19 protein-coding genes are annotated in these 26,688 nt (G+C 73.1%); 11 read left to right on the forward strand and 8 right to left on the reverse strand.

Features of this window, described 5'->3' with window-relative positions; genetic code table 11:
- Nucleotides 1-5: 5 nt before the first annotated feature.
- The 3 genes from gatA to gatB are packed head-to-tail and all read left to right on the forward strand — an operon-like array spanning nt 6 to nt 3,276.
- Nucleotides 6-1,502 (forward strand): Asp-tRNA(Asn)/Glu-tRNA(Gln) amidotransferase subunit GatA, encoded by a 1,497-nt coding sequence (gene gatA, locus MMF93_RS23945; protein WP_242754693.1) that lies wholly within the window; start codon nt 6-8, stop codon nt 1,500-1,502.
- A complete protein-coding gene (locus MMF93_RS23950; RefSeq protein WP_114015981.1) occupies nt 1,499-1,741 on the forward strand; it encodes a hypothetical protein in 243 nt (80 codons plus the stop codon). The genes gatA and MMF93_RS23950 overlap by 4 nt, the downstream gene beginning before the upstream one ends.
- A gap of 26 nt (nt 1,742-1,767) precedes the next feature.
- Complete coding sequence (gatB, locus tag MMF93_RS23955; RefSeq protein ID WP_242754694.1) at nt 1,768-3,276, forward strand: Asp-tRNA(Asn)/Glu-tRNA(Gln) amidotransferase subunit GatB; 1,509 nt, start codon at nt 1,768-1,770, stop codon at nt 3,274-3,276.
- A gap of 288 nt (nt 3,277-3,564) precedes the next feature.
- Here the strand turns inward: gatB and MMF93_RS23960 are convergent, their stop codons facing one another.
- From MMF93_RS23960 to MMF93_RS23990, 7 genes are all read right to left on the reverse strand, one after another.
- Nucleotides 3,565-4,527 (reverse strand): MBL fold metallo-hydrolase, encoded by a 963-nt coding sequence (locus MMF93_RS23960; protein WP_242754695.1) that lies wholly within the window; start codon nt 4,525-4,527, stop codon nt 3,565-3,567.
- A gap of 69 nt (nt 4,528-4,596) precedes the next feature.
- Entirely contained in the window at nt 4,597-5,262 is a 666-nt protein-coding gene (locus MMF93_RS23965) for a GAF and ANTAR domain-containing protein (protein WP_242757736.1), read from the reverse strand.
- A gap of 257 nt (nt 5,263-5,519) precedes the next feature.
- The gene (locus MMF93_RS23970) at nt 5,520-6,275 is read right to left on the reverse strand and encodes an AIM24 family protein (RefSeq protein WP_242754696.1); all 756 of its coding nucleotides are present in this window, start codon (nt 6,273-6,275) and stop codon (nt 5,520-5,522) included.
- Nucleotides 6,276-6,293: 18 nt separating this feature from the next.
- Complete coding sequence (locus MMF93_RS23975; RefSeq protein WP_242754697.1) at nt 6,294-6,980, reverse strand: AIM24 family protein; 687 nt, start codon at nt 6,978-6,980, stop codon at nt 6,294-6,296.
- 13 nt (nt 6,981-6,993) lie between these two features.
- The gene (locus tag MMF93_RS23980) at nt 6,994-8,823 is read right to left on the reverse strand and encodes a TerD family protein (protein WP_242757737.1); all 1,830 of its coding nucleotides are present in this window, start codon (nt 8,821-8,823) and stop codon (nt 6,994-6,996) included.
- A gap of 163 nt (nt 8,824-8,986) precedes the next feature.
- Nucleotides 8,987-10,495, reverse strand: coding sequence for a M81 family metallopeptidase (locus tag MMF93_RS23985; RefSeq protein WP_242754699.1), 1,509 nt, complete (start codon nt 10,493-10,495; stop codon nt 8,987-8,989).
- Between the two features lie 155 nt (nt 10,496-10,650).
- Nucleotides 10,651-11,916, reverse strand: coding sequence for an ROK family transcriptional regulator (locus tag MMF93_RS23990; RefSeq protein ID WP_242754700.1), 1,266 nt, complete (start codon nt 11,914-11,916; stop codon nt 10,651-10,653).
- Nucleotides 11,917-12,090: 174 nt separating this feature from the next.
- On the opposite strand from MMF93_RS23990, the gene MMF93_RS23995 reads away from it, so the two are divergent.
- From MMF93_RS23995 to MMF93_RS24030, 8 genes are all read left to right on the forward strand, one after another.
- Nucleotides 12,091-13,941, forward strand: coding sequence for a peptide ABC transporter substrate-binding protein (locus tag MMF93_RS23995; protein ID WP_242754701.1), 1,851 nt, complete (start codon nt 12,091-12,093; stop codon nt 13,939-13,941).
- On the forward strand, nt 13,938-14,888 hold the full coding sequence (locus tag MMF93_RS24000; RefSeq protein WP_242754702.1) for an ABC transporter permease: 951 nt from the start codon (nt 13,938-13,940) through the stop codon (nt 14,886-14,888). The genes MMF93_RS23995 and MMF93_RS24000 overlap by 4 nt, the downstream gene beginning before the upstream one ends.
- Before the next feature lie 65 nt (nt 14,889-14,953).
- Complete coding sequence (locus MMF93_RS24005) at nt 14,954-15,814, forward strand: ABC transporter permease (RefSeq protein WP_242757738.1); 861 nt, start codon at nt 14,954-14,956, stop codon at nt 15,812-15,814.
- Between the two features lie 9 nt (nt 15,815-15,823).
- Complete coding sequence (locus MMF93_RS24010; protein WP_242754703.1) at nt 15,824-17,992, forward strand: dipeptide ABC transporter ATP-binding protein; 2,169 nt, start codon at nt 15,824-15,826, stop codon at nt 17,990-17,992.
- A 152-nt stretch (nt 17,993-18,144) separates the two neighbouring features.
- A complete protein-coding gene (locus MMF93_RS24015) occupies nt 18,145-20,265 on the forward strand; it encodes a phosphocholine-specific phospholipase C (RefSeq protein ID WP_423835508.1) in 2,121 nt (706 codons plus the stop codon).
- A 205-nt stretch (nt 20,266-20,470) separates the two neighbouring features.
- The gene (locus MMF93_RS24020; RefSeq protein WP_242754704.1) at nt 20,471-22,810 is read left to right on the forward strand and encodes an MMPL family transporter; all 2,340 of its coding nucleotides are present in this window, start codon (nt 20,471-20,473) and stop codon (nt 22,808-22,810) included.
- A 116-nt stretch (nt 22,811-22,926) separates the two neighbouring features.
- Nucleotides 22,927-23,118: a hypothetical protein gene (locus MMF93_RS24025; protein WP_242754705.1), complete on the forward strand. Its 192-nt coding sequence runs from the start codon at nt 22,927-22,929 to the stop codon at nt 23,116-23,118.
- Between the two features lie 61 nt (nt 23,119-23,179).
- Nucleotides 23,180-26,326, forward strand: a complete 3,147-nt coding sequence (locus MMF93_RS24030; protein WP_242754707.1) for a helix-turn-helix transcriptional regulator — start codon at nt 23,180-23,182, stop codon at nt 26,324-26,326.
- Here the strand turns inward: MMF93_RS24030 and MMF93_RS24035 are convergent.
- Complete coding sequence (locus MMF93_RS24035; protein WP_274709500.1) at nt 26,276-26,683, reverse strand: DUF6191 domain-containing protein; 408 nt, start codon at nt 26,681-26,683, stop codon at nt 26,276-26,278. The two genes, MMF93_RS24030 and MMF93_RS24035, sit on opposite strands and share 51 nt — an antisense overlap.
- Between the last annotated feature and the right edge of the window lie 5 nt (nt 26,684-26,688).

The raw sequence follows: 26,688 nt of genomic DNA on the forward strand, positions 1-26,688 counted from the left end.
CCGGGATGGCCGGTGAACTGATCAAGCTGACCGCCGCCGAGCTGGCGGCGAGGATCGCGCGTGGCGAGCTGACCGCCCTCGAGGTGACCGAGGCGCACCTGGCCCGGATCGAGGCCGTGGACGAGAAGGTCAACGCCTTCTTGCACGTGGACCGCGAGGGCGCGCTCGCGCAGGCCCGCGAGGTGGACGCCAAGCGGGAGCGCGGCGAGAAGCTGGGCCCGCTGGCGGGTGTGCCGCTGGCGCTGAAGGACCTGTTCACCACCGAGGGCGTGCCGACGACCGCGGGCTCGAAGATTCTCCAGGGCTGGGTGCCGCCGTACGACGCGACGGTCACCAAGCGGCTCAAGGACGCCGACGTCGTCATCATCGGCAAGACCAACATGGACGAGTTCGCCATGGGCTCGTCGACGGAGAACAGCGCGTACGGCCCGACGGGCAACCCGTGGGACCTGACCCGCATCCCGGGTGGCTCGGGGGGTGGCTCGGCCGCGTCGCTCGCCGCGTACGAGGCGCCGCTGGCGATCGGTACGGACACCGGTGGCTCCATCCGCCAGCCGGCGGCCGTGACCGGGACGGTCGGTGTGAAGCCGACGTACGGCGGCGTCTCCCGCTACGGCATGGTCGCCTTCTCCTCGTCGCTCGACCAGGGCGGCCCGTGTGCCCGTACGGTGCTGGACGCGGCGCTGCTGCACAGCGTGATCGCGGGCCACGACGAGAAGGACTCGACGTCCATCGCGCAGCCCGTCCCCGACGTGGTGGAGGCCGCGCGGAACGGCGAGGTCGAGGGTTTGCGGGTCGGCGTCGTCAAGGAGTTCCGCGGCGAGGGCTACCAGGCGGGGGTGATGCAGCGGTTCGACGAGTCGGTCGCGTTGCTGCGCGAGCTGGGCGCCGAGGTGGTGGAGCTGTCCTGCCCCTCGTTCACCAAGGCGCTGGCGGCCTACTACCTGATCGCGCCCTCGGAGTGCTCCTCCAACCTGGCCCGTTTCGACGCCATGCGGTACGGGATGCGGACCGGCGACGACGGTACGCACTCGGCGGAGGAGGTCACCGCGCTGACCCGCGAGGCGGGCTTCGGCGACGAGGTCAAGCGGCGCGTGATGCTGGGCACCTACGCGCTCAGCTCCGGCTACTACGACGCGTACTACGGGTCGGCGCAGAAGGTCCGCACGCTGATCACGCGGGACTTCGAGAAGGCGTTCGAGCAGGTGGACGTCGTGGTCTCGCCGACCACGCCGACCACCGCCTTCCCCATCGGGGAGCGCGCCGACGACCCGATGGCGATGTACCTCGCCGACCTGTGCACCATCCCGTCCAACCTGGCGGGCAACTCCGCCATGTCGATCCCGTGCGGTCTCGCGCCGGAGGACGGGCTCCCCGTGGGGCTGCAGATCATCGCCCCCGCCATGGCCGATGACAGGCTCTACCGTGTCGGTGCGGCCGTGGAGGCCGCCTACCAGGCACGTTGGGGTCACCCGCTGCTAGAGGAGGCACCGTCGCTGTGAGTTCGAAGCTTGAGAAGGCCAAGGGTTTCAAGAAGTCCAGGACCGGGCTGTACTTCTCCATCGCCACGTCGCTCATCGGTGTCCCCGGCACCGTCAAGCGCGCCAAGGAGGCGAGGAAGGAAGGGGACACGCTGCAGCTCATCGACGTGGCGGTCTCCGCGGCCGGCATCGTCACCGGCGTCGTGCTGCTCGTGCGTGAGCTGCGCCGTCTCGACGTCGACGACATCCTCGACGACTGACGCGGTCGAGAAAGGTTAAGTTTTCCGTGACCGTCACCGAACTGGTGTCGTACGACGAGGCGCTGGCCTCCTACGACCCCGTCATGGGCCTCGAGGTCCACGTCGAGCTCGGCACCAGGACCAAGATGTTCTGCGGCTGCTCGACCGAGCTGGGCGCCGACGCCAACAGCCAGGTGTGCCCCACCTGTCTCGGCCTGCCCGGCGCGCTGCCCGTCGTCAACAGGACGGGCGTCGAGTCGGCCATCCGCATCGGCCTCGCGCTGAACTGCTCCATCGCCGACTGGTGCCGCTTCGCCCGGAAGAACTACTTCTATCCGGACATGCCGAAGAACTTCCAGACCTCCCAGTACGACGAGCCGATCGCCTTCGACGGCTATCTGGACGTCCAGCTGGAGGACGGCGAGGTCTTCCGCGTCGAGATCGAGCGCGCCCACATGGAGGAGGACACCGGCAAGTCCACCCACGTGGGCGGGGCCACCGGGCGCATCCACGGCGCCTCGCACTCGCTGCTCGACTACAACAGGGCCGGCATCCCGCTCATCGAGATCGTCACCAAGCCCATCCAGGGCGCCGGTGAACGCGCCCCCGAGGTCGCCAAGGCCTACGTCGCCGAGCTGCGCGAGCTGATCAAGGCACTGGGCGTCTCCGACGCCCGCATGGAGATGGGCCAGATGCGCTGCGACGTCAACCTCTCGCTGCGTCCCAAGGGCGTCGAGAAGTTCGGCACCCGCAGCGAGACGAAGAACGTCAACTCGCTGCGCAGCGTCGAGCGTGCGGCCAGGTTCGAGATCCAGCGGCACGCCGCCGTGCTCTCGTCCGGCGGCACCATCATCCAGGAGACGCGCCACTTCCACGAGGAGGACGGCTCCACCACCTCCGGCCGGGTCAAGGAGGAGGCGGAGGACTACCGCTACTTCCCCGAGCCCGACCTGGTGCCCGTCGCGCCCTCGCGCGAGTGGGTCGAGGAGCTGCGCGGCACGCTGCCCGAGCTGCCGCGGGTGCGCCGGATGCGGCTGCGCGAGGAGTGGGGCATCTCCGAGCACGAGATGCAGTCGGTCCTCAACGCCGGTGCCGTCGACCCGATCGTCGCCACCGTGGACGCGGGCGCGCCCGCCGACCAGGCACGCAAGTGGTGGATGGGCGAGCTGGCGCGCCGCGCCAACGAGGACGGCGTCGAGCTGACCGCGCTGCCCATCACGCCCGAGCAGGTCGCCCGGATCTGCGCGCTGGTCGCCGAGGGCTCGCTCAACGACAAGCTGGCCCGGCAGACCATCGAGGGCGTGCTGGCCGGAGAGGGCACCCCGGACGAGGTCGTCGACAAGCGCGGCCTGGCCGTCGTCTCCGACGAGGGGGCGCTCGGCGCCGCCGTGGACGAGGCGATCGCGGGCAACCCGGACGTCGCCGAGAAGATCCGCGGCGGCAAGGTCCAGGCCGCCGGCGCCCTGGTCGGCGCCGTCATGAAGGCGACGCGCGGTCAGGCGGACGCCGGCCGCGCCCGCCAGATGATCCTGGAGCGGCTCGGCGTGGAGGGCTGACCTCCACGCCTCGACGACGGTCAGGGCGGCGCCCCCGCGCGGGGGCGCCGCCCTGTGCCGTGCCCGGCGGGTTTTCGGCACGGGCGCCTTCGCCACGCCCGCCGGGCTTTCGTGGTGTCTGCCAGGCCCTTTGCCATTGTCCGGTCGGGCCTCGGCATGTCCGGTCGGGCCTCGTCGTGCCCGTTATGTCCGCCGGGTCTCGGCGCGGACCGTCAGGCTCTCAGCCTGGTCCGCCGAAGGCCCGCGTGGCCCCGGGCGGTGCTGCCCTGGGCCGCCGGGGGATCCGTGTCAGGCGCGTTCCGCGGCGAAGGCCGCCACGTCCTCCATGACCTGGGCGAGGGGGCGTGGCGGTGTCCCGTCCAGGTGGCGGTATTCCGAGCCGATGGTCACGACCAGGCGCTCCACCAGGGCGAGTTCGGGCCGACGGGCCTCGTCGGCCACCGCGCGGGCCGCGTCGAGCGCGGAGACGCCCCGCCCGTGCAGGGCGTGCGCGCGCTCGCGGAGGTGCGCGAGGTAGTCGATGTGGGCGCGCAGGCCGTCGGGGTCCAGCACGGGGCCGTGTCCGGGGACGATGGTCTCGGCGCCGGTGACCAGCACCCGCTCGCACGCGGCGATGACGTTCTCCAGCGGGCCCGCCCAGTGGATCGCGTGGTCGCCGGGTGACTCGGGGGTCGTGCCGAAGACGATGTCGCCGGTGAAGACGACGCCGTGCTCGGGCAGGTGGACCGTCATGTCCCCCGCGGTGTGTGCGGGCGGCTGGCTGGTCAGCACGACGGTGCGCGTGCCGACTGTCAGCTCCAGTTCGCCCTCGAACACCGTGGTGGGTACCACGACCCGGGTGGACGACCAGTCGAAGTGGCCGAAGTGGCGGGCGAGGTAGGAGCCCACGAGCGAGTCACCCGCCGCCTCGATCAGGCCGCTCAGCTGCTGCGGGGTCGGCTCCACCTCGAGGTGGTGCCGTGCCTCCCGCGTCGCGATCACCTCGGCGCCCGGCAGTACGTCGGCGCCCCACAGATGGTCGCCGTTGGCGTGCGTGACGGCTATGCGCCCGATTGGGGCTTCGCCCAGGATTTCCTGGGACGCGGCGAGGAACGCCTCGGCCATCGGCCGGTCGTAGGGCGTGTCGATCCACAGGCCTTCCGACGCGCTGGTGACCAGCCCGCAGTTGGCGAGCCCCCAGCCGCGTTGCGGCGGGTTCCACAGGTAGAGGCCGTCACCGAGGACACGGAGATGCGAAGGAGTGAGCACCATGGGGCCGATTATGCCGTCGGCGCCGCGGGGGCCGGACAGCGGCCGCGGCCCGGTCGGGCGGCCGGGAGGTCATCCGCCGACCGCGCCGGGGATCTCTCCTGTCTCGGCGACCGTGCGGGCGATGTCGCGCAGTTTCACGTTCTGTGTCTGCGAGCTCTCCTTCAGGACGGTGAACGCCTGCGGGGCGGGTATGGAGTACCGCTCCATGAGGATGCCCATGGCGGCGCCGATGTCGTGCCGGGAGGCCATGGCCGTCTCCAGCTGCGCGTGGCTGCGGGCACTGGAGAAGGCGACGGCCGCGTGGGAGGCCAGCAGCCACCCGATGTGCTCGGAGCGCTCGGTGAAGGCGCCGGGGTGCGGCGAGTACATGTTCAGCGCCCCGAGGTTGTCGTCCTCGGTGTACAGGCAGAAGCCCATGATGCTGCCGACGCCCAGCTCCCGGGCGCGCGGCACGTACCGGGCCCAGCGTTTCTCCTCGCGGGTGACGTCCTCGATCCGGTAGACCTCGTGCGCGTACCGGGCCGCGTCGAAGCAGGGGCCCTCGCCGACCTCCTCCTGCAGCGCGTCCGAGGTGTGCACCAGATCGCTGTTGGCGGCCAGGGTGCGCACTCGCCTGCCGCCCTCGATCACGAGCACCCCCGAGTCCTGGCAGCCGTCCACCAGCTCCACCGCGTGCGCCACGATGCGCTCGAGCGTCGTGTCCACCGAGGTCTGCGCGAGCAGGTCCCGTGCCATGTCCGCCAGCCGTGTGGCCAGCTCCGCGTCAGCCTTCGTCAAGCCTCTCGCCTCCCACACGGCTCGGCCGTTCCTCAGCACGCACGCTACCCCCGCGGGCTGTGTGCGGCCGACCCGGTTCCGGGGACGGCCGAAAAGACCGGGGGGCGGGGGCGCGGCCGTGCGGCCCGGCCGCGGAAGCGACGACGGCTGCCCCCACCGGGTGGCGGGGGCAGCCGTCGCGGGAACGCCGGTGCTGCCGGTACCGGTCTACCGGTCTACCGGTTGGTGAAGATGTTGCCCTGGTTCTGGCCGTAGGCGCCCTGCGCGCCCATGCCGTACTGGGCGCGCAGCCCGCCGCCGATCTCGGCGCCCTGCGGCGGCAGGAGCTCGCTGGGCTGGACGAGCGCGTAGCCCTGGCCCAGGAACGACAGCTCCCAGCCCTCGCCTGTGCTGCCGCGGCGGCGCCAGACGCCCTGCGAGGAGGTCTGGGCCTGCATCTGGACGCGCAGGCCGCTGGACCAGGCGACGACCGCGTCGGAGTCGGCGTTGACGTAGGTGTCCGGGGTGACGTTCAGCAGCAGCGGCTGGCCCGAGGTCATCAGCGCCACCCTGCCGGAGCCCGTGATGTTGAGGTTGTAGGCGCCGGTGCCCGAGATGCCGAACTGGCTGTCCACGGAGATGATCTCGTGGTGCAGCGTGGAGTCCATGGCCAGGACGTAGCCCGCGTCCACGGTGAGACCGTCGTGGTCGACGTCGACCACGTGGACGTACTGCGCCAGGTTGGCCAGGAACACCGTGCCCTGGCCCGAGCAGCGCATCAGCGGCAGCTGCTCGCGGGCCGGGCCGCGGCGCCCGCCGCCGCCCTGGTACTCGGCGTCGAACTCCAGCAGCCCCTGGTAGGCGACCATCGCGCCCTGGCGGGCCAGTACGTCGTCGTGCCCGGTCAGCTGGACCCGCAGCAGCTGCGGGTTCTGCACCGCGTACCGGTCCTCGGTCTGGATCTCGGCGTAGCCGAAGAGTGAGCTCTGCACGGCTGTTCTCCTTCCCCCTCAGCCCCGGATCCGGATGCGGTCCGTGCTGTCCTCGTTCGGCTGGACGACGACGAAACCCTGGCCCGAGAAGGCGATCTGGTAGGCCTCGCCGCTGCCGCGGCCGATGAGGGCGCTCGCCTTCATGCTGCGCTTGCCCTTCATCTTCAGGCCGCTGGACCAGGCCACGAGCGCGTCCGGGTCGACGTACGTCTCGTCCTCGCCGCGCCCGCAGTCGACGACGACGGGCGCGCCACGCGAGGTCAGGGCGACCCATCCCGTGCCGCGGACGCCGACGTTGAACAGGCCCTGACCTGCGAACTTGGCCAGGCCCTTGACCCGCTCGACGCCCCACTGGAGGTGCGCGTCGAAGGCGAGGAGATTGGTGCCGTTGACCGACAGCGACTCCTCGTTGAGGTTGAGGCAGACGACGTCGGCGCCGTAGTCGGCCAGGTAGAGCAGGCCGTCGCCGCGGCAGAGCATCAGCGGGTTCTGCTCGCCGGTCAGCCACTGGGAGGCCATCTGGCGGACGGCGGGCGGGTTGGCCTCGTACTGGACGAAGCCCTCGTAGGCGACCATCGAGCCGGGACGCGCGAACAGGTCCTGGCCCGACTGCATGGCGACCTTCACCATGTGGGCGCCGTGGTTCTGCATCCTGGCTGCCACGGGGGCGGGCGCGAAGCCCGCGAGTGCTGCTGGCTGGTTCATGACGGGCTCCCCCTCAGACCTCGTACGGCTGGACGACGATGAAGTTGCCGGGCGCGCCCCGGAACTGGAGGTTCACGGTCTCCCCGCTGTGCCCCGGGTAGGCGTTGCGGCGCAGCCGCACCTGGCTGGAGATGATCACCTGGGCCGCCGCCGACCAGGCCACCACGGCCTGCGCGTCGGCGAACGTCGTGGGCGTGACCGGCAGGACGACGGGCGTGCCCTGGGTCTTGACGACGACGGTGCCCGTGCCGGTGAACTGCATGGTGAACAGGGCGCCGCCGGGGATGCCGTGGCCCTCGATCCTGCGCACCTCGTGCTGGAGCGACTCGTCGAAGGCGAGCACGTTCTCGGCGGAGACGCAGAGCGAGTCGCCCTGGAGTTCCACCGGGTGCACGTGTGCCGCGTTCTCGGCGAAGAAGACCTGGCCGCGGCCGCTGCACCGCATCAGCTGCATCTCCTGGCCGGTCGCGTTGCCGACCACGCGCCCGGTGAATCCCGCGCCCTTGTAGGAGAAGTCGACCTTGCCCTGGTAGAGCACCATGCTGCCCTGCTTGGCGAGCACGGGTTGGCCGTCGATGCCGATGTCGGCCCGGACGAGGGACGGGTTTTGCAGCGTCCAGCGCTGACCGGTCGGCACCTCGTGGAACTTCTGGAGCGCCGCGCCGATGCCGGCGGCCGGGCCCTGCGGGATCTGCGGTGCCTGGCCACCGCCGAAGCCGCCGGGGCCCGCCGGCTGCTGCGGGGCGAACGGGTTGGACAGCTGCCCGCCCCCCGGCGGGACGGGCGGTCCGGGCTGCCCGGGCGCCTGCGGGGCTCCGTACGGCTGGGGAGGCTGCGGCGCTTGCGGCGCCTGGGGCATGCCGGGGGCGCCGTACTGCTGCGCTCCGGGCGGCGGCCCCGGCTGCGGCGGCGGAGGCGGCACCTGGCCGCCGTGCTGCGGCTGGTAGGGCGAGGGAGCGACCATGGTGGGCGCGCCGTGCACGTCCGGCGTCGGCGGCTGCGGCGGCTGCGGCGGCTGTGGTGCCTGCGGCGGCTGTGGAGCCTGCGGCTGCTGCGGCACCTGCGGCTGGTGAGGCGCCGGGGGCTGCTGAGCGGCCTGTGGCTGAGGCTGTGCCGGAGCCGGAGCCGGAGCCGGAGCCGGAGCCTGCTGCTGGGCGGGCTGCGGCTGCTGCGGTGCCGGGGCCTGCGGGGCCGCCCCGGGCGGCGGCGCGAAGCCGGGCGCGGGCTGCTGCGGAGCGGGAGCACCGCCCCCGGGCGGCGCGAAACCGGGCACCCCCTGGCCGGGGGCGGCCTGCTGCCCCTGACCCTGCTCCTCGGCGACCTCGCCGCCGAAGTTCTTCAGCAGCGCGTCCAGCCCGCCGTCGAAGCCCTGGCCGATCGCGGCGAACCGCCAGATGTCGCTCTTGCGGTAGATGTCGCCCAGCATCACCGCGCGCTCGGTGCTGAACTCCGAGCCGTCGAAGGCGTACCGCGCGACTTCCTCGCCGCCCGCGACGATGCGGATGTAGCCGGGGCCGATCTGCGACATCTGTCCGGCGCCGTCGAGCGCCGCCGTGAAGGAGAGCCGCTGCACCTGCTGCGGTATGCGCTCCAGGGTGACCCGGAAGGACTCGGTGTCCCCGGCCTGCGCGCCCAGCAGCTGGAGCGACTCCTCGGGCGACTTGGGCTGGTTGAAGAAGATGAAGTAGCGGTCGTCGGACAGCTGCTCGTGCTCGTCGAGACCGAAACAGCTGATGTCGAAGGAGAGTCCGGGACCGGCGATCTGCACGCCCACGTACAGATCGGTGCCCGCCGTCAGATCACTGATCTTGGCCTTGTGGCCGCGCTGCAATTCCTTGGGCATACCTGAACGACCGTCCCCCATCCCGTGGTGGTGCGTGCTGCGGGCCATGCGGCCGCCTTCCGGCTGTCCCCGCGCCCGGTCGTCACGTCCGGGCGGCGACAGTTCCCACAGGCTAACGGGTGCCGCGGGCCCGGGGCCCCGGGCAGGGTGTCACGGCTGCGTCTCACAACAGCACCGGCACCGTCCCGGGCTCCTCGAACCCCTCGTCGTCGAACGGGAACAGCGGGCGGGCCACGTGGTGGTGGCCGAGCCGGAGCAGGTCCTGGTCCACGCCGCCGGGGGTCAGCGCGAGGAGCCAGTCGGCGGCCATGTCGTACAGCTCCGGCTCCAGATAGCCGATCTTGACGACGACGAGGTCGTACCCGAGCGGGTCGAGTTCGCCGAAGTCGGCCCTGGTGTGGAACGGGGCGCGGCGTTCCGTCAGCACGGCGGTGACTCCGCCACGGCGCACGGCCGCGGCCCGCACGCCGCCGAGCGTCTGCAGGGAGACGATCCGCCCCGTCAGTTCGCAGGCTTCGGCGTGGTCGCCGCTGCCCGCGCTCACGTGCCCGCCGACCTTCAGTGTCACCTCGGCGCCGGTGCCCGCGGCGAAGCAGGCGGCCACGGCGGCGGGGTCGTGGATGCCGGGGTGCAGTGCGGTGACGCGGCCTGCCGAGAGGTCCTCGTTGGCCAGCAGCCGTCCCAGCATGTAGGCCAGGTCGCCGGCGCCGCCGGCCGTCGGGTTGTCCCCCGAGTCGCTGATGAGGAAGGGACGCGCGGTGGAGGCCACCGCCGCGGCGACGCACTCGTCGGCCTGCCCGGTCGGCCCGACGAAGGTGAAGTCGTGCCGCGCCTCCCAGTAGCGCCGGGCCAGGGAGCCGGCCTGTTCCAGCGCGAGCTCGGCGTCGTCTCCGGTGACCACGACGGCGGCCCGGCAGCGCGGCTCGTCCGCCCACGCGTAGCCCACCCAGATCGCCGCGTCGCAGATCCCGTCCCTCGCTTCGATGTCGGCGAGCGAGCCGTAGAGCGACTTGGCGGGCTCCAGCCTGGTGCTGGTCTTCTCGCCGGGCAGCAGGACGGGCACCTGCACCCAGGCGCGGTGCGGCCGGCCCGCTCCGGTGGCCAGGCGCTCGACGAGTTTGCGCGCGGCGCGCTCGCGGGTCTCCCAGGCGTCCTCGTGCGGGGCGAGCCGGTGCGCGGTCAGCAGGTCGAGGTGGCGGGCGAAGTCGTAGGAGACGTTGCCGTGCAGGTCCATCGCCGCGGAGATCAGCGTCTCGGGCCCTGCCGCCTCGCGGACGGCCGCGGTCAGTTCGGCCTCGGCGTCGGTGAGCCCGACGACGCTCATGGCGCCGTGGATGTCGTAGACGAGACCGTCGAGCGGGGCGGCGTCGCGGACGCGGGTGGTCAGCTCGTCGCGGATGCGCTCGAACGTCTCGCGCACCACGGGCCCGCCGGGCAGGGCCACCGCGTGGACCAGCGGCACCCACTCCACCAGGGGCGCCAGGGCGTCGTCGGGGCGCGTCCAGGTGTAGCGCGCGAGCAGGTCGGCGCCGCGGGTGACGCGGAAGTCCTCGTAGGAGGAGCGGTGCGGGCAGAACTCGCTGGACTCGATCGCCATGCCGCCGATGCCGATGCGCAGCCTGCGGCGCGGTGCGCGGGTGGAGACGGGGCCGGGGTGGGAGGTCGGTGTCATCGGGAGGGGGGTTCCTTCCTGCGGACGCTGAAGGGATGAGGGGAGCGAGTGGAGTGCGGGAGTGCGGGGAGTTGAGGTGCGGGAGGGGAGCTGACCAAGGGGGTGGGGCGAGGCGGACGGTCGGCGGCGCCCGGTCCGGTGCCGCCGCCGGGGCCCTACGCCCGGCCCGGTTCCGCCACCGGGGCTCCGGACGCGCGGCCCGGTTCCGTCGCCTGGACCGCGGTCGCTCGGCCGGGTTCCGCCGGGGGTTCGTGCGCCAGCTCGCGGAGCGCGGCGTGGCCCGCGCCGAGCAGCCCGGCGTCGGGACCCGTGGTCGAGGCGGTGATCACCAGGTCGCTGGTGGTCATCGGCAGGCAGCGCTCGTAGAGCATGCCGCGCACGGCGGCGACCAGCGGCTCCGCCTCGGCCAGCGCGCCACCGAGCACGACCGCCTGCGGGTTGAAGAAGTTGACGACGACGGAGAGCACGGTGCCGATGTGCCGCCCCGCCTGCCGGACCAGGGTGGTGGCCCGCGGCTCGCCGTCGCGCACCAGACGCAGGACGTCGGCGGCGCCGTCCACCCGCAGCCCGCGCTCCCGCAGCGCGGCGACCAGGGAAGCGCCGCTGGCGACCGTCTCCAGGCAGCCGATGTTGCCGCAGGAGCAGGGGCGTTCGGCCGCCGCCTCCACCCGGACGTGGCTGATGTCGCCGGCCGCGCCACCCGCGCCCCGGTAGAGCGTGCCGTGGCTGATGACGCCCGAGCCGATGCCGCGCCCCGCCTTGACCAGCACCAGGTGGCGCAGGTGCGCCAGGACGGTGCGGTGTTCGCCCAGTGCCATGACGTTGGCGTCGTTGTCGACGAGGACGGGCAGGCCGAGTGCGTCGGCGAGTCGGTCGCGCAGGTCGAACAGGTGCCAGCCTGGCATGCGGGAGGGGGCCACCACCCGCCCTGCCTCGGTGTCGACGGGGCCGGGGAAGCCGACGCCGAGGCCGCGGACGGTGCGGCCCGCGGCGCGCTGCCGTTCCGCGAGCGCACGCAGCCGCTCGACGAGCACCCCGAGTGTCGCCGCGGGGCCCGCGGCCAGGTCGAGGGCGTGCTCCTCGACGTCGTGGGCGCTGCCCGTCAGCCCGACGGCTGCGAGCCGCACGTGGTGGCTGCCCAGGTCGGCGGCGAGTGCGACGGCGCCGTCGTCGGGTATCCGCAGCAGCCTGGGGCGCCGGCCGCCGCGCGAGGTGCCCTCGCCGACCTCCGTCAACAGCCCCTGGTCCACCAGCTCCTGCACCCGCGCGGAGACGGTGGAGGCCGCCAGGCCCAGTTCGCGGACGAGGTCGGCGCGTGAGGAGACGACGCCGCTCGCCACCAGGTCGAGAACGCGGGCCGCCGTGCCGGGCAGCCCCGCCGGTACGGCCGGGGCGCTCGGCTGCTGCGGTGCGGGGGGCATAGACACCTGTCCTGGTCACTCGTGCACGGGTCTTGGTTCGGCTGCCGAAGGAAGTGGCGGCTCCAACTTCCGTCAGTAGACATGATTTCCACGGAATCGGCCAAGAGGTCTTGACCTTTTTTCGAGGGCCTCCGTACTTTGCTCGCTATCTTTGGCCGTTACACCGGAGGCAGCATGCGCCAGTCCAGGACTCGCACACGTGTCAGGGCGCGAATACCCCGCCGCCGCGGCCGGCTGCTCGCCTCGGTCGCCCTGCTCGCCACCACCGCGCTGCTCGCGGGCTGCGGGCCGAAGGTGGAGGCGGTCACCGATGTGCGTCCCGGCCAGGGCACGCCCGTCGAGGGCGGCACCGCCGTCATGGCGCTCCCCCCGGCGGCCACCCCCAACTGGATCTTCCCGATCGGCGCGCCCGGTTACCTGGCGACCTACAACAGCGCCATCCAGAACCTGCTCTACCCGCCGCTCTACACGCCCGAGCCGGACAAGAGCGGCAAGCTGACGATGGACAGCCCGCGCAACGTCGCGGAGAAACCCCGCTTCAGCGACGGCAACCGCACCGTCACCGTCACCCTCAAGAAGCGCTACCGGTGGAGCGACGGGGAGCCGGTGACCGCGGACGACGTGCGCTTCTGGTTCGAGCTGATCCGCGCGAACAAGGACGACTGGGGCGGTTACTCGCCCAAGCTGCTGCCCGACAACGTCGAGACGTTCCAGGTGCTGGACGACCACACCTTCCGGCTGCGCCTGGACCGCGCGTACAACCCCGCGTGGTTCACCGCGGACCAGCTCGAGTACTTCAAGCCGCTGCCCCGGCACGCCTGGAGCAAGAAGGGCGAAGACCCGAAGAAAGTCTTCAAGCGGCTGCTCTCGCACGCCAAACAGCTCTCGAAGTTCGACAGCGACCCGCTGTGGAAGACCACCATGGGGCCCTGGCGTATCGAGAAGTGGACCGCGTCGGGACACGTCTCCCTCGTCCCCAACAAGCGCTATGGCGGCCCCGACAAGCCGCATCTGGACCGGGTCGTCCTCAAACCGTTCACCACCGCGAGCAGCGAGTTCAACGTGCTGCGCGCCGGCGGCCTGGACTACGGCTACATCCCGCCCTCCGTCATGGCGCAGTCCGCGCACTTCAAGGAGACCGGCTACCGCATCGACCCGTGGGAGAGCTGGGGCATCACCTACCTCGTCCCCAACCTCAACCACCCCGAGACAGGGCCGCTGATGCGGCAGCGGTACCTGCGCCGGGCCCTTCAGTCCCTGATCGACCAGAAGGCGATCTCGGAGCACGTCTGGCACGGCAGCGCCGAACCCACACTCGGCCCCGTGCCCTCGGCCCTGATGGAGGAGAACGCGCTGCCGTACGACCCGGGGAAGGCCCGCTCGCTGCTCGCCGCGCACGGCTGGAAGCGCGGCGAGGACGGGGGCGGCACGCTGCGCTGCGCCGCACCGGGCACCGGCGAGGGACACTGCGGCAAGGGCATCGACAAGGGCCAGGAGCTCGCCCTCGAACTCCTCTCCCAGTCGGGCTCGACGGAGACGTCCAACACCATGCAGGCGATCAAGTCGTCCTTCTCCCGCGCCGGCGTCCGGCTCGACATCCGCGAGCAGCCGCTGAACACCGTGCTGGGCACCACCGTGCCGTGCAAACCGAAGGAAGTGGTCTGCTCCCAGTGGCAGCTGGGCTTCTTCGGCACCCAGGGCAGCTGGATCTTCCCCGCCGAGCCGAGCGGCCAGCAGCTCTTCGCCACCGGAGCGCCCTCCAACATGGGCAACTGGTCCGACGCGAAGACGGACGAGCTGATCAAGCGCACCGAGTACTCCGACGACGACTCGGCGATGCGCGACTACGCCCGCCACCTGGCCCGCGAGGCGCCCGTGCTGTGGACGCCCAACCCCGCATACCAGGTCTCCGTCATCCGCAGTGACCTGCGCGGCATCGACCAGAACCCCACGCTGACGCTGGCCCCCCAGGACTGGTACTTCGTGAAGAAGCCGGCGCGGGGCGGCAAGGGGGCCGACCGGTGACCCGCTTCCTGCTCAAGCGCACGGGCCAGGCCCTCGTCGTCCTCTTCCTCGTCTCCCTCATCGTCTTCGTGCTGCTGCACCAGTTGCCCGGCGGGCCCGCGCGCGCCATCCTCGGCCCGAAGGCCACCCCGGAGGCGATCGCGCACTTCAACCACCTCCAGGGTTACGACCGCTCCCTGCCCGTCCAGTACGGCATGTACCTCAAACGGCTGGTCACCGGCGACCTGGGGGAGTCCTACAAGCTCAACCAGCCCGTCTTCGCCCTGCTGACCGAACGGCTGCCCAAGACGCTGCTGCTGACCGGTCTCTCCGTCGTGCTCGCCGCGCTGCTGGCGATCCCCCTCGGCATCCTCCAGGCGGTACGGCGCGGCCGGCCCTCCGACTACGTGCTCACCGGCGCCGCCTTCGTCGCGTACGCCACCCCGGTCTTCTTCCTCGGCCTCGTCCTCATCCTCGGGTTCGCCCAGCAGTGGCCGCTGTTTCCCGCGGAGGCGCCGCAGGCCGAGTCGGTCGGCGGCATCCTGGCCGAGCCCGCCGGGCTGGTGCTGCCCGTGGTCACCATGGCGCTGGGCATCATCGCCATGTTCAGCCGCTACATGCGCTCGGCCGTCCTGGACAACCTCGGCGAGGACTACGTGCGCACCGCCCGCTCCAAGGGCCAGTCGCAGGTGCGGGTGCTGGCCAGGCACGTGCTGCGCAACGCGCTGATCCCGCTCGCCGGGCTGCTCGGGCTCTACCTGCCCACCCTCTTCAGCGGCACCCTCGTCGTCGAGTCGATGTTCAACTACCCCGGCATGGGCCTGCTGTTCTGGAACGCCGCGCAGTCCAACGACTTCCCCGTCCTGCTCGGCGTCACCCTCGTCGTCGGCGTCGCCACCGTGCTCGGCTCGCTGCTCACCGACCTCGCCTACGCCGTCCTCGACCCCCGCATCCGGAGCGTCTCGTGACCGCAGAAGCCGCCACCCCGACCACACCGCAACCGGCCGCGGGGGAACCGGCGGACGACGACGGCATGGACACCGCCCCGGGCCTGGCCCGCAGGACCCTCGCCGTCTTCGCCCGCAACCGGCTCGCGCTGCTCGGCGCCTGCCTGCTGGCCGCGCTGCTCGCCTTCTGCTTCCTGGGGCCGCTGGTCCACCCCACCGACCAGGTGCACACCGACCTCGACCAGGCCAGCCTCGCACCCGGTGAGGCCGGGCACCTGCTGGGCACCACCGACCTGGGCTACGACATGCTGGGCCGGCTGATGCACGGCGGGCAGACCTCGCTGGAGGTGGGGCTGGCCGCCGGGCTGCTCGCCACCCTCTTCGGCACCGTCTACGGCGCGGTCGCCGGCTACTTCGGCGGCTGGGTCGACGCGGTGCTGATGCGGGTCACGGACGCGGCGCTCGCCATTCCTGCGCTGTTCCTGCTGGTCGTCGTCGCGGCGATGGTCACCCCGAGCAAGCCGGTGCTGATCCTCGTCATCGCCTCCGTCGCCTGGCTCTCGCCCGCGCGGCTCATCCGCGGCGAGGCGCTCGCGCTGCGCAGCCGCGACTACGTGCACGCCATGCGGCTGATGGGCGGCGGGGGAGGGCGCGCCGTCTTCCGCCACATCGTGCCCAACGCCGTCGGCACGATGATCGTCAACGCCACCTTCCAGATCGCCGACGCCATCCTCTACGTCGCCTACCTGTCGTTCCTGGGCCTGTCCATCCCGCCGCCCGCCGCCGACTGGGGCTCGATGCTCAGCTCCGGCATCACCTACACGCAGGTCGGCTACTGGTGGCTGATCTTCCCGCCCGGGCTGGCCATCGTGCTCGTCGTCGCCGCCTTCAACTTCATCGGGGACGGCCTGCGGGACGCCTTCGACGTGCGGCTCGAGAAGAACTGAGGTGTCATGATGCCGACCACGCAGCCGACCGGGCCCATACCGTCCGGCGAGCCCCTGCCCGCACGCGAGCCCCTGCTGTCCGTCGAAGACCTGCACCTGTCGATCGCCGGGCGCGACCGCGCCGGGTCCGAGCGCACCGTGCACGCCCTGGACGGGGTCTCCCTGCGGCTGGCGCCTGGCGAGGCGCTGGGCCTGGTGGGCGAGTCCGGCAGCGGCAAGACCATGACGGCGCTCTCCGTCCTCGGGCTGCTGCCGCCCGGCGCCCGCGTCACCTCCGGGCGCGTCCTGCTGGAGGGCACCGACCTGGCCGCCGCGCCCGACCAGGTGCTGCGCACAGTACGCGGCGAGGCCGTCGGCGTCGTCTTCCAGGACCCGCTCAGCTCCCTCAACCCGACCATGACGATCGGCGCGCAGGTCGCCGAACCGCTGCTGCTGCACCGCGAGGTGAGCCGCGCCGAGGCCAGGGAGCGGGCGGTCGAGACGCTGCGTCTGGTCGGTCTGGGGCAGCCGGGCGAGCGGATGAGGAACTATCCGCATCAGCTCAGCGGCGGCATGCGGCAGCGCGTCGCCATCGCGATGGCGCTGGTGTGCGAACCGAAGCTGCTGATCGCCGACGAGCCGACCACCGCGCTGGACGTCACCACCCAGCACCAGATCCTGGAGCTGATCGGCGAGCTGCGCGAACGCCTGGGCATGGCCCTCATCCTCGTCAGCCACGACCTGGGGGTCATCGCCCGCCGCGTGGACCGCGTGGCCGTGATGTACGCGGGCAAGGTCGCCGAGCAGGCCCCCGTCGCGCAGCTGTTCACCTCGCCGCGGCACCGCTACACCCAGGCGCTGTTCGACGCGCTCCCCGAGCGCGCCGCCGGCACGGGCCGCCGACTGGCCACCATCCCGGGACTGCCGCCGTCGCTGACCAGACGGCCCGCCGGATGCCGCTTCGCCCCCCGCTGCGCGCACGCCACCGACGTCTGCCGCACCGAGGAACCGGCGCTCCGGCCCGCCGACGACGAGGACCTGCACACCTACGCCTGCTTCCACCCGGCCGACCCCGCGGCGCGGGCGGCCCCGGCGGGCGAGGCGCGCCCCGCCGAGGACGCTTTGGCCTCCCCGGGCGCCGACGCCGACGTGCTGCTCGACCTCGACGACGTGCGCCGGGAATACCCCCTGCACAGCAGCCCCTTCACCCGGCGCAGGGACCGCCGCCGGGTCAGCGCCGTGGCCGGAGTGTCCCTGACCGTGCGGCGCGGCGAGACCTTCGGCATCGTCGGCGAGTCCGGCTGCGGCAAGTCCACGCTGGGCCGCCTCGCCGTCGGTATGGAGGCGCCGACGGGCGGATCCGTGCGGTTCGAGGGCGCCGACCTCGCCACGCTGGACCGCGCGCGCCTGCGCGCCCACCGGCGGCGGGTGCAGCTGATGTTCCAGGACTCCTACGCCGCCATGGACCCCCGGATGCGGGTCGGCGCGATCCTGCGCGAACCCCTGGTCGTCCAGGGCGTGGGCGACCGTGCGGCCCAGGAGGAGCGCGTCCGTGCACTGCTGGACGAGGTGGGTCTTGAGCGCGGCGCCGTCCACCGGCACCCGCACGAGTTCAGCGGCGGCCAGCGCCAGCGCCTCGGGCTGGCCAGGGCGCTGGCACTGGCCCCCTCGCTGGTGGTCGCCGACGAACCCGTCTCCGCGCTCGATGTGTCCGTGCAGGCGCAGATCCTCAACCTGATGCGGGACCTGCAAAGGGAGAAGGGGCTGAGCTACCTGTTCATCTCCCACGACCTGGCCGTGGTCCGCTACCTCGCCGACCGGGTGGGCGTGATGTACCTGGGCTCGCTGGTGGAGACGGGTCCTGCCGCCGAGGTGTTCGCCCGGCCCCTGCACCCGTACACCCGGGGGCTGCTGGAGACCGCCGACAGCGCGGTCGTGGACGGTGCGCGGGAAACCGCCGTGGACGGTGCGCCGGAAGCGGGACCCGCCCAGGGGGCGGGGCCGCTCGCGGGCGAGACCCCGTCGGCTGCCGACCCGCCCTCGGGGTGCCGCTTCCGCACCCGCTGCCCGCTGGCGACCGAGCTGTGCGCGACCACCGCGCCGGAGCCGACCGCGCCCGCGGGGGAGGGCCACCTGGTGAGCTGCCACTTCCCCCTGGTGCCCGTCGCCGGCCACGCCGGACAAGGCTCCGCCGGATAACGCTCCGCCGGATAACGCTCCGCTGGATACGGCCACGTGGGGTAAGGAAATGTCCATCCGGCGACCTTTCGCGTGTCACCTTGTCCCGCTAGCGTCCCTGTCGCGTTCGGCAATGGCCTACGAGCGAACCATTGGGTGGAGAGGCGGCAGGGGTGGCTGACGGGATATCGCGCCGGAGGGCGCTGGGCATGACGGCGGCGGCAGCGGGACTCTCGGTCACCGGCTCCCTGCTGCCGCCGTCGCTGCGGCAGGCCATCGCGGCCGACGCCGGGCACACAGCGGGCCCTGACGGCGGCAGGGGGCTCGAAGACATCCGGCACGTGGTGATCCTCATGCAGGAGAACCGCTCGTTCGACCACTACTTCGGCACCCTGCGCGGGGTGCGCGGCTACGGCGACCGCAACGCCGTCCAGCTGCCCGGCGGCACGAGCGTGTTCGAACAGCCGGGCGCCCTCGGTGCCGGCACCGTGCTGCCCTTCTCCGTCCGCGAGGCCGCCGAGACCCAGCGGCAGGAGGCCCAGTACATCGGCGCCCTCGACCACGGCTGGGAGGGCGGCGCCAGGGCCTGGCACGACGGCTGGATGGACAACTGGGTCACCGCCAAGACCGCCAGCACCATGGCGCACTACGACCGCGCCGACATCCCCCTCCAGTGCGAGCTGGCCGAGACGTTCACCGTCTGCGACGCCTACCACTCCGCCATCCACTCCTCCACCAGCCCCAACCGCAACCACCTGGTCAGCGGCTGGACCGGGTTCGAACCCGTGACCGGGAAGAGAGCCGTCGGCAACGACGCCTACGACGAGGACACCCACCCCGGCTACACCTGGACGACCTACCCCGAGCGGCTTCAGAAGGCGGGACGCAGCTGGCAGGTCTACCAGGAGTGGGACAACTTCACCGACAACAACCTGGAGTTCTACGCGTCCTTCAAGGCCGTCGGCCGCAAGGCCCTCGCCGAGGTGGAGGGGGCCGAGAACATGACGGCCTTCTACGGGAAGCTGGCCGACGCCGACGAGGCGGGGCGCGCCGACCTGCTGGACCGGCTGGAGAAGGGCCGCGCCACGCTCACCAAGGCCGAACGCAGCCTCTTCGACCGCGCCCTCTTCCGCGGTGAGCCCGGCACGACGGCCGACGCGTTCGCCGCCGACGTGGACGCGGGGCGGCTGCCCGAGGTCAGCTACCTGGTCCCCTCGGCCGCCGACTCCGAACACCCGGGCAGCTCCTCACCGATCCAGAGCGCCACCTTCGTCTACAAGGTGCTGGACGCGCTGGGCCGCAACCCGAACGTGTGGCGGCACACGGTGCTGCTGCTGATGTTCGACGAGAACGACGGCTACTTCGACCACGTGCCACCACCCGTGCCGGGACGGGACGTCGAGGACGAGCACTGGCAGGGCAAGCCGACGGGCCTGGGCATGCGCGTGCCGATGACGGTCGTCTCCCCCTGGACCGTGGGCGGCTACGTGTGCTCCCAGGTCTTCGACCACACCTCGGTCATCCGCTTCCTGGAGCGGTGGACCGGCATCCGCGAACCGAACATCTCCGCCTGGCGGCGCACCGTCACCGGCGATCTGACCAGCGCGTTCGACTTCTCCGTGCGGCGCGCGCAGCCGTCCGCCCAGGAGCCGGGCGCGATCCCGCCCTTCACCGCCCGCTGGAGCCCGAGGCCGCCCGCCGACCAGCGGCTGCCACGGCAGGAGCCGGGACACCGCAGGGCGCGCCCCCTTCCGTACCAGCCCGACGCCGACGCGGTGTACGACGCCGGAGCCGCCCGTGTACGGCTCACCCTGCGCAACGCGGGACGCGCCAGCGCGCACTTCGCCCTCTATCCGTACGCGAAGGAGTACGCGGATCCCCTGCACCTGGACGTGCGCGGGGAGCGGGAGGAGCGGGTGCCGGTCAAGGATGGTGCCTACCGGTTCACCGTCACGGGACCGAACGGGTTCAGGCGCGAGTTCGCCGGCAGCGCCCGTGGCGTGGCGGCGGGCGCCGGGGTGACCACGCGGATCGAGGGCCGCTCGCGCGAACTGCGGCTGAGCCTGGCCAACGACGGCGAGCACACCCTCACCTTCCGTCTGGAGCCGCTCGCCTACAGCGACGAGGCGCCCCGCACCGTACGGGTGAAGCCGGGGCGCCGGCGCGAGGTCGGGTACCGCACCGCGGCGGCGCACGGCTGGTACGACCTGAAGGTCGGCGTGGCCGAGGACGACTCCTTCGGGCGGCGGCTGATGGGGCACATCGAGAACGGCGAGGAGTCGGTGACGGGCTGAGCAGCGGCGGCCCACGGACCCGCTGCCGGGCCCGGAACCGGGTCCGGCACCGGAAAGTTCCCGTGTGCGGTGGGGTTGTGGGTATCACCACAAAGGTCTCAAAGGATCTTTTCGGGATGGCAGGCTGCTGAAGCGGTGGTTTCGGAGCGGTGCATTCCGCTCCGCGCCGTCCCGCCCGTGCCGAGACCCGAGACAGGCGACGCCCGTGACCGCTCTTGCCCGCTGGTGCCTGAGGCGCCGCCTGACCGTCCTGCTGCTCTGGCTCGCCGCGCTCGCCGGCGCGGTGAGCGCCGCGGCGCTCACCGGCAGCGCCTACTCGGACGACTACGGCGCGGCCGGAACCGAGTCGGCACAGGCCGCACAGCGGCTGGAGAGCGCCTTTCCCGACCAGCGCGGCGAGGGCGCCACCCTCGTGTGGCACACCGACGAGTCCAGCGTGCGCGCCGCCCCCGTCGAAGAACGCATGTCCGAGACGCTGCGGGCCGTCGCCGACCTGCCCGGCGTCGCCTCCGTGCGCTCCCCCTACGCGCCCGGCGGCGAGAGCCGGATCAGCGAGGACGGCCACACCGCCTACGCCACCCTCACGCTCGACGCGCCCACCGACGAACGGGGCGAACAACAGGCCCAGCGCGTCCTCGACACCGCACGCGACGCCGCGGGGGACGGCCTCCAGGTCGAGGCGGGCGGCCCGGGCATCGCGCTCACCGAGGCACCGAAGGCGCAGCTGGCCGAGGTCATCGGGCTCGCCGCGGCAGCCGTCGTCCTCTTCCTGGCCTTCGGCTCGCTCGCCGCCACCGCGCTGCCGCTGATCACCGCCGTCGTCGCCGTCGGCACAGCGGCGGCCGGCATAGGGCTGCTCAGCCAGGTCATGACCGTCGCCGACTTCGCCCCCATGCTGGGCATGCTCATCGGCCTGGGCGTCGGCATCGACTACGCGCTCTTCATCGTCACCCGGCACCGCACAGGGCTGCGCGCAGGGTTCCCGGTGCACGAGGCGGCACAGCGCGCCGTGACGGTCTCCGGGCGGGCCGTCGTCTTCGCCGGCGCCACGGTGTGCATCGCCCTGCTGGGCATGTTCATCCTGCGGCTCGGCTTCCTGGAGGGAGTGGCACTCGCCGCCTGCCTCACCGTCGTCCTCAGCGTGGCCGCCTCCGTGACGCTGCTGCCCGCGCTCCTCGGCATGATCGGCATGCGGGCACTCAGCCGCCGCGAACGCCGGCGGCTGACCGAGCACGGGCCGCGCCCCGAGGCGCCCACCGGCTTCGCGGTGCGCTGGTCCGCGTTCGTCGAACGCCGGCCCAAACTGCTGGGCGCCCTGGCCGCCGTGCTGATGGCGGTGCTCGCGCTGCCCACCCTCAGCCTCCACCTGGGCACCTCCGACCAGGGCAACGACCCCGCAAGCAGCACCACCCGCAAGGCCTACGACCTGCTCGCGGGGTCTCCCCCCGGGGCCGAAGGCTCCGGGGGAGGCTTCGGCCCCGGCACCAACGGCCCCCTCACGCTGGTCGGCGAGGTCGACGGCGCCGGAGACAAGCTCGCCTTCGACCACCTGCCCGAGGCCATCCGCTCCACCCCGGGCGTCGCCCAGGTCTCCGGACCCGACTTCAACGGCAGCGGCGACACCGGCGTGATCACCGTCGTGCCCGACAGCTCACCCCAGTCCAAGGCCACCTCCGACCTGGTGGACCGGCTCCGCGACGACGTGCTGCCCCAGGCCGAGGAAGGATCGACCCTGCGCGTCCTGGTCGGCGGCCCGACCGCCGGCTACGACGACTTCGCCGATGTCATCGTCGGCAAGCTCCCCCTCTTCGCCGGCGTCGTCATCGCACTCGGCTGCTTCCTGCTGCTGCTGGCCTTCCGCAGCATCGCCATCCCCCTCAAGGCCGCGGCCATGAACATCGCGGCCGTCGCCGCCGCCTTCGGCGTCGTCGTCGCCGTCTTCCAGTGGGGCTGGGGCAGCGAACTCCTCGGCCTGGGCAGCGCGGGCCCCGTCGAGCCTTTCCTGCCCGTCATCATGATCTCGGTGCTCTTCGGGCTCTCCATGGACTACCAGGTCTTCCTCGTCAGCCGGATGTACGAGGAGTGGCGGCTGACCGGCGACAACAGGCGCGCCGTACGGGTGGGCCTGGCCGAGACCGGCCGCGTCATCAACTCGGCGGCCGTCATCATGATCGCCGTCTTCGGCGCCTTCGTCCTCAGCGGCGACCGGCTGATCGCCATGTTCGGCATCGCGCTCGCCGCCGCCGTCGCCCTGGACGCCTTCGTCCTGCGCACCCTGCTGGTGCCCGCCCTGATGCACCTGCTGGGCGGCGCCAACTGGTGGCTGCCCGGCTGGCTGGACCGCCTCCTGCCCCGCATCAGCATCGAACCGGAACCCGCCGCCCCGGGCTCCCGCGCGGAACCCGCCGCCCCGGGCTCCCGCGCGGAACCCGCCGCCCCGGGCTCCCGCGCGGAACCCGCCGTCCCCGGCGCCCTCCCCACACCGGCCGTACCGGCCCCGGGCCCGCCCGGGGCCCTGCCTAAGGCGGGTCGGCCCCGGCCCTAAGGCCCCCGGCCGCGCAGGACGGGGCAGTCGCCCGATGTGGCGGGACGCCGCAGGCAGGAGTGTGGACGTGTCAGGTCCGCAGAGACACCGCACACTTCTGGAAGGGGACGAGGGCCATGCTGTACGACCTCAACCACACCACCCACCACCTGCGCATGGACGACCTGCGCCGCGAGGCCGACCACGAGCGGCTCGTACGCCGGGCCCGGGAAGACAGCCGGGAACCGGGGCGCGGATTCCGCTCCCTGTTCGGCCGCGGGCGACACGGGCGCCGCGGGGAGGGGACCGCCTGGGTCAGGGCCGCGTGAAGGACCGCGGACGCTCCCGCGCCCCGGCCGGTACGGGTGCCCGGTGGCGGTGGGGGATGCCATGCTGAACACCGTGCCGCTCACCACCACCGTCAGCCCCGTTTTCGTCGGCCGCGCCGAGGAGTTGGCCGCGCTCACCGAGGCGCTCGCCCGCGCCGAGGCGGGCACGCCGCAGGCGCTGCTGCTCGGCGGTGAGGCGGGCGTGGGCAAGACCCGGCTGCTCGAGGAGTTCCTGGAGCGGGCGCGCGCCCGCGGCGGCGTCACCACGCTCGGCGGCTGCCTCGAACTGGGCGCCGACGGCCTCCCCTTCGCCCCGTTCACCACGGCGCTGCGCGGCCTGCGCCGCGCCGTGGACCCGGCCCTTCTCGCGGCCGCCGCCGAGGGCCGCGAGGCCGACCTCGCCCGGCTGTGGCCCGATCTGGCGGCCCCCGCGCCCGCCGCGCAGCGCGAGGCGTATGCCGACGGAGCCGACCTCGCCGACGGAGCCGACGGCGGCCGCGCCCGGCTGTTCGAGGCCACCGCCCAACTGCTGGAGCGGCTCGCCGCCGACCGCACGCTCGTCGTCGCCCTCGAAGACCTCCAGTGGGCCGACCGCTCCACCCGGGAACTGGTCGGCTACCTCTTCCGCTCCACCCGCGCCTGCCGCCTCGCCCTGCTGGCCACCTACCGCAGCGACGACATCCACCGCCGCCACCCGCTGCGCCCCTTCCTCGCCGAACAGGACAGGCTGCGCACCGTCCTCCACCTCGGCCTGCCCCGCCTCACCCGCGCCGAGGTCCGGGCCCAGATCACCGGAATCAACGGCGCCGAGCCCGACAGCGTGCTGGCCGACGAGGTCTTCCGCCGTTCCGAGGGCATCCCCTTCTTCGTCGAGGAACTGACGGCCACCCGCGCGACCTGCTCCATCAGCGACTCCCTGCGCGACCTGCTGCTCGTCCGCGTCGAGGCGCTGCCCGACGCGGCCCAGCGCGTGGTGCGCTTGGCAGCGGGCGGCGGCTCCGCCGTCGAACACGCGCTGCTGGCGGCCGTCGCAGGGCTCGGTGAGGACGCGCTGCTGGAAGCCCTGCGCGCCGCCGTGGGCGGCAACGTGCTGCGCGCCACGGACGACGGATCCGGATACCACTTCCGGCACGCCCTGCTGCGCGAGGCCGTCCGCGAGGACCTGCTCCCCGGCGAACTCGCGCGCGTCAGCCGCCGCTACGCCGAGGCGCTGGAGGCCGACCCGACGCTGGTCCGTGCCGAGGAACGGCTGGCCCGCCTCGCGCACTACTGGCACCGCGGCCGCGACGCGGCCAAGGCGCTCCCCGCCGCGCTCTCCGCCTCCGTCGAGGCCCGCAGCCGCCACGCCCACGCCGAGGAACACCACCTTCTCGAACGCGTCATCGAACTGTGGGACGAGGTGCCCGAGGACGCCAGGCGCGACCTCCCCGCCCTCACACTGCCCCGCGCCTTCCCCACGGGCGACCCAGCGGGCCCGGCCGGGCCGCCGCGCCCGCCGCGTTTCATGGAGGTCCTGGCCGAAGCCGTCGTCGCCGCCCGCACCAGCGGCGACGTGACCAGGGCCCAGGCACTCACTCGCCGCGCGCTCGCCCGGCTCGAGGAGAGTCGGGACCCGCTCACCTGCGCCTGGTTCCAGCTCAAGATGGGCCTGCTGACCGAAGAGGCGGGCAAGGGCGACGGCTGGGCCCAGATCGCCACGGCCCAGGAACTGGTCCGCGGACTGCCGCCCTCCGCCGTGCACGCCAAGGTGCTCTCCAGCGCGGCGAGCTGGGGCCTGGTGCACCGCCCCGGGCGCGAGGCGCTGGCCACCGCCGTACGCGCCGTCGAACTGGCCCGCGTCGTCGGCGTCACCGTCATCGAGCTCGAAGCCCGCGTCACCCTCGGCACCCTCCTCGCCCAGTCGGGTGACCTCGAAGCGGGCCTGGCCGAGATGGCCCGCGCCCGGGACGAGGCGGCCGAGGCCGGCGTCACCAGCGTGGAGATCCGCGCCGCCACCAACATCGCCGTCGAACTGGAGCTGGCGGGACGCTGGGAACAGGCGGCGGCCGAGGCCGCCCACGCGGCCCGCGTCGCCCGCGAACGCAACCGCCCCAACTCCTACGCCGGCGCCCTCGCCTCCCACGCCGAAGCCCTCCTGTCGACGGGGGAGTGGGACGAGGCGGCCGCGCTCCTCGACGAGGCCAGGACCGCCGCCCGCGCCGCCGACGTCCGCGCCTGGGTCGCGCTCCTGCGGGCCCACCTGTCCCACGACCGCGGAGACCAGCCGGGGCTGGAGGCCGCCGTCGAGGAAGTGGTGGCCGCGCTCGGCAGCTCCCCCGTCGTCGAACCGCAGAAAGCCGTCGCGCTCCGGCACTTCACCATGGTCCTCGCCGCCCGCCGCGGCGATGTCACTCAGGCCCGCGCCGAGCTGGCCCGCGCGCTCGAGGAGGGCTTCGGCCCCGGCAGCTATCCGCAGGCCTGGGCCCTGCTGACGGCCGCCGCCACGCACGAGGCCGAGACCCGCGGCCTCCCCGGCACCGACCACGAGCGCGGCCCCGTCCTGGACGCACTGCGGCGCGCCGCCCGCAAGCTGCCGCGGCCCGCACCCGTGTGGGAGGGGCACGCCCTGCTCCTGGAGGCCGAACTCACCCGGGCGGCCGGGGACAACGACCCGCGCCGCTGGGAGGCCGCCGCCCTCGCCCTCGAACCCCTCGGCCGCCCCCACCCCCTCGCACTGTCCCGCCTCCGCTGGGCCGAGTCCCTGCTGGAGACCGATGCGGCACGGCGCTCGGCAGCCGGGCGAGGGTCCGGCGCCGGCCGCTTGCCGGGCGAACTGCTGCGGGCGGCGGGCGCCGAGGCCCTGCGGCTGGGGGCCGCGCCGCTGCGCGCCGAGGCCGAACAGCTGGCGCTGCGCGCCCGGATCGCCCTGGACGACGATCCGCCCGCAGGCCCCGCGCCCAGCCGCGCTGCCCTGCCCGCCACCTGTGACCCGGCCGATTCCCTCGGACTGACCCGCCGCGAGCGGGGCGTGCTGGACCTCGTGGCCGAGGGGCTGAGCAACCGGCAGATAGCCGAGCGGCTGCACATCGCGCCGAAGACGGCGAGCGTGCACGTCTCCCACATCCTGGCCAAGCTCGGCGTCGCCACGCGGGGTGAGGCGGCGGCCATGGCCTTCCGGCTACGCCTGGTCACCCTGCGGGGAGCCGCCGCGCCCGGGGCGGTCCGCTGACCGGTCGGGACCATCCGCCAACCCATCGGGACCATCCGCTGACCGGTCGGGACCTCTCGCCGGCACGCCGGTGCTCGCAGGGGGCGGTGTCGCCGAGCCAGGTGCGGTGCGCGGTGCCGGTGCGGATGCGGGTGGCTCGGCTTCGGCGCGCGGCGCGGAACCGCCCGGCGGCGGGTCTTCCGGCGCTGCATCGCGCGGTGCGGGTGGGCGGATGAGGACGTGCCCCGAGGAGAGGTCTATCGGCCCCGCCCCCGGATCGGTGCTGCCCGCCTGCACGCGGGTGTGCTCAAGACGCTGCCTCTCGTCATCGGCGTGCTTGCGACTCGGTGCGAACAACTGCTCCAGCAGATTGAACACCAGAC

The sequence above is a fragment of the Streptomyces tubbatahanensis genome (genome assembly GCF_022699385.1).
Taxonomy (GTDB): Bacteria; Actinomycetota; Actinomycetes; order Streptomycetales; family Streptomycetaceae; genus Streptomyces; species Streptomyces diacarni.

Bases quoted from the DNA above. Each gene is read 5' to 3' on its own strand.
- MMF93_RS24025 (WP_242754705.1), top strand. From the start codon at position 22,927: ATGCTGTACGACCTCAACCACACCACCCACCACCTGCGCATGGACGAC.
- MMF93_RS23995 (WP_242754701.1), top strand. From the start codon at position 12,091: ATGCGCCAGTCCAGGACTCGCACACGTGTCAGGGCGCGAATACCCCGC.
- MMF93_RS23985 (WP_242754699.1), bottom strand. From the start codon at position 10,495: ATGACACCGACCTCCCACCCCGGCCCCGTCTCCACCCGCGCACCGCGC.
- gatA (WP_242754693.1), top strand. From the start codon at position 6: ATGGCCGGTGAACTGATCAAGCTGACCGCCGCCGAGCTGGCGGCGAGG.
- MMF93_RS23960 (WP_242754695.1), bottom strand. From the start codon at position 4,527: ATGGTGCTCACTCCTTCGCATCTCCGTGTCCTCGGTGACGGCCTCTAC.
- MMF93_RS24005 (WP_242757738.1), top strand. From the start codon at position 14,954: ATGGACACCGCCCCGGGCCTGGCCCGCAGGACCCTCGCCGTCTTCGCC.
- MMF93_RS23975 (WP_242754697.1), bottom strand. From the start codon at position 6,980: ATGAACCAGCCAGCAGCACTCGCGGGCTTCGCGCCCGCCCCCGTGGCA.
- MMF93_RS23965 (WP_242757736.1), bottom strand. From the start codon at position 5,262: ATGGCACGGGACCTGCTCGCGCAGACCTCGGTGGACACGACGCTCGAG.
- MMF93_RS23980 (WP_242757737.1), bottom strand. From the start codon at position 8,823: ATGCCCAAGGAATTGCAGCGCGGCCACAAGGCCAAGATCAGTGATCTG.
- MMF93_RS24030 (WP_242754707.1), top strand. From the start codon at position 23,180: ATGCTGAACACCGTGCCGCTCACCACCACCGTCAGCCCCGTTTTCGTC.
- MMF93_RS23990 (WP_242754700.1), bottom strand. From the start codon at position 11,916: ATGCCCCCCGCACCGCAGCAGCCGAGCGCCCCGGCCGTACCGGCGGGG.
- MMF93_RS24010 (WP_242754703.1), top strand. From the start codon at position 15,824: ATGCCGACCACGCAGCCGACCGGGCCCATACCGTCCGGCGAGCCCCTG.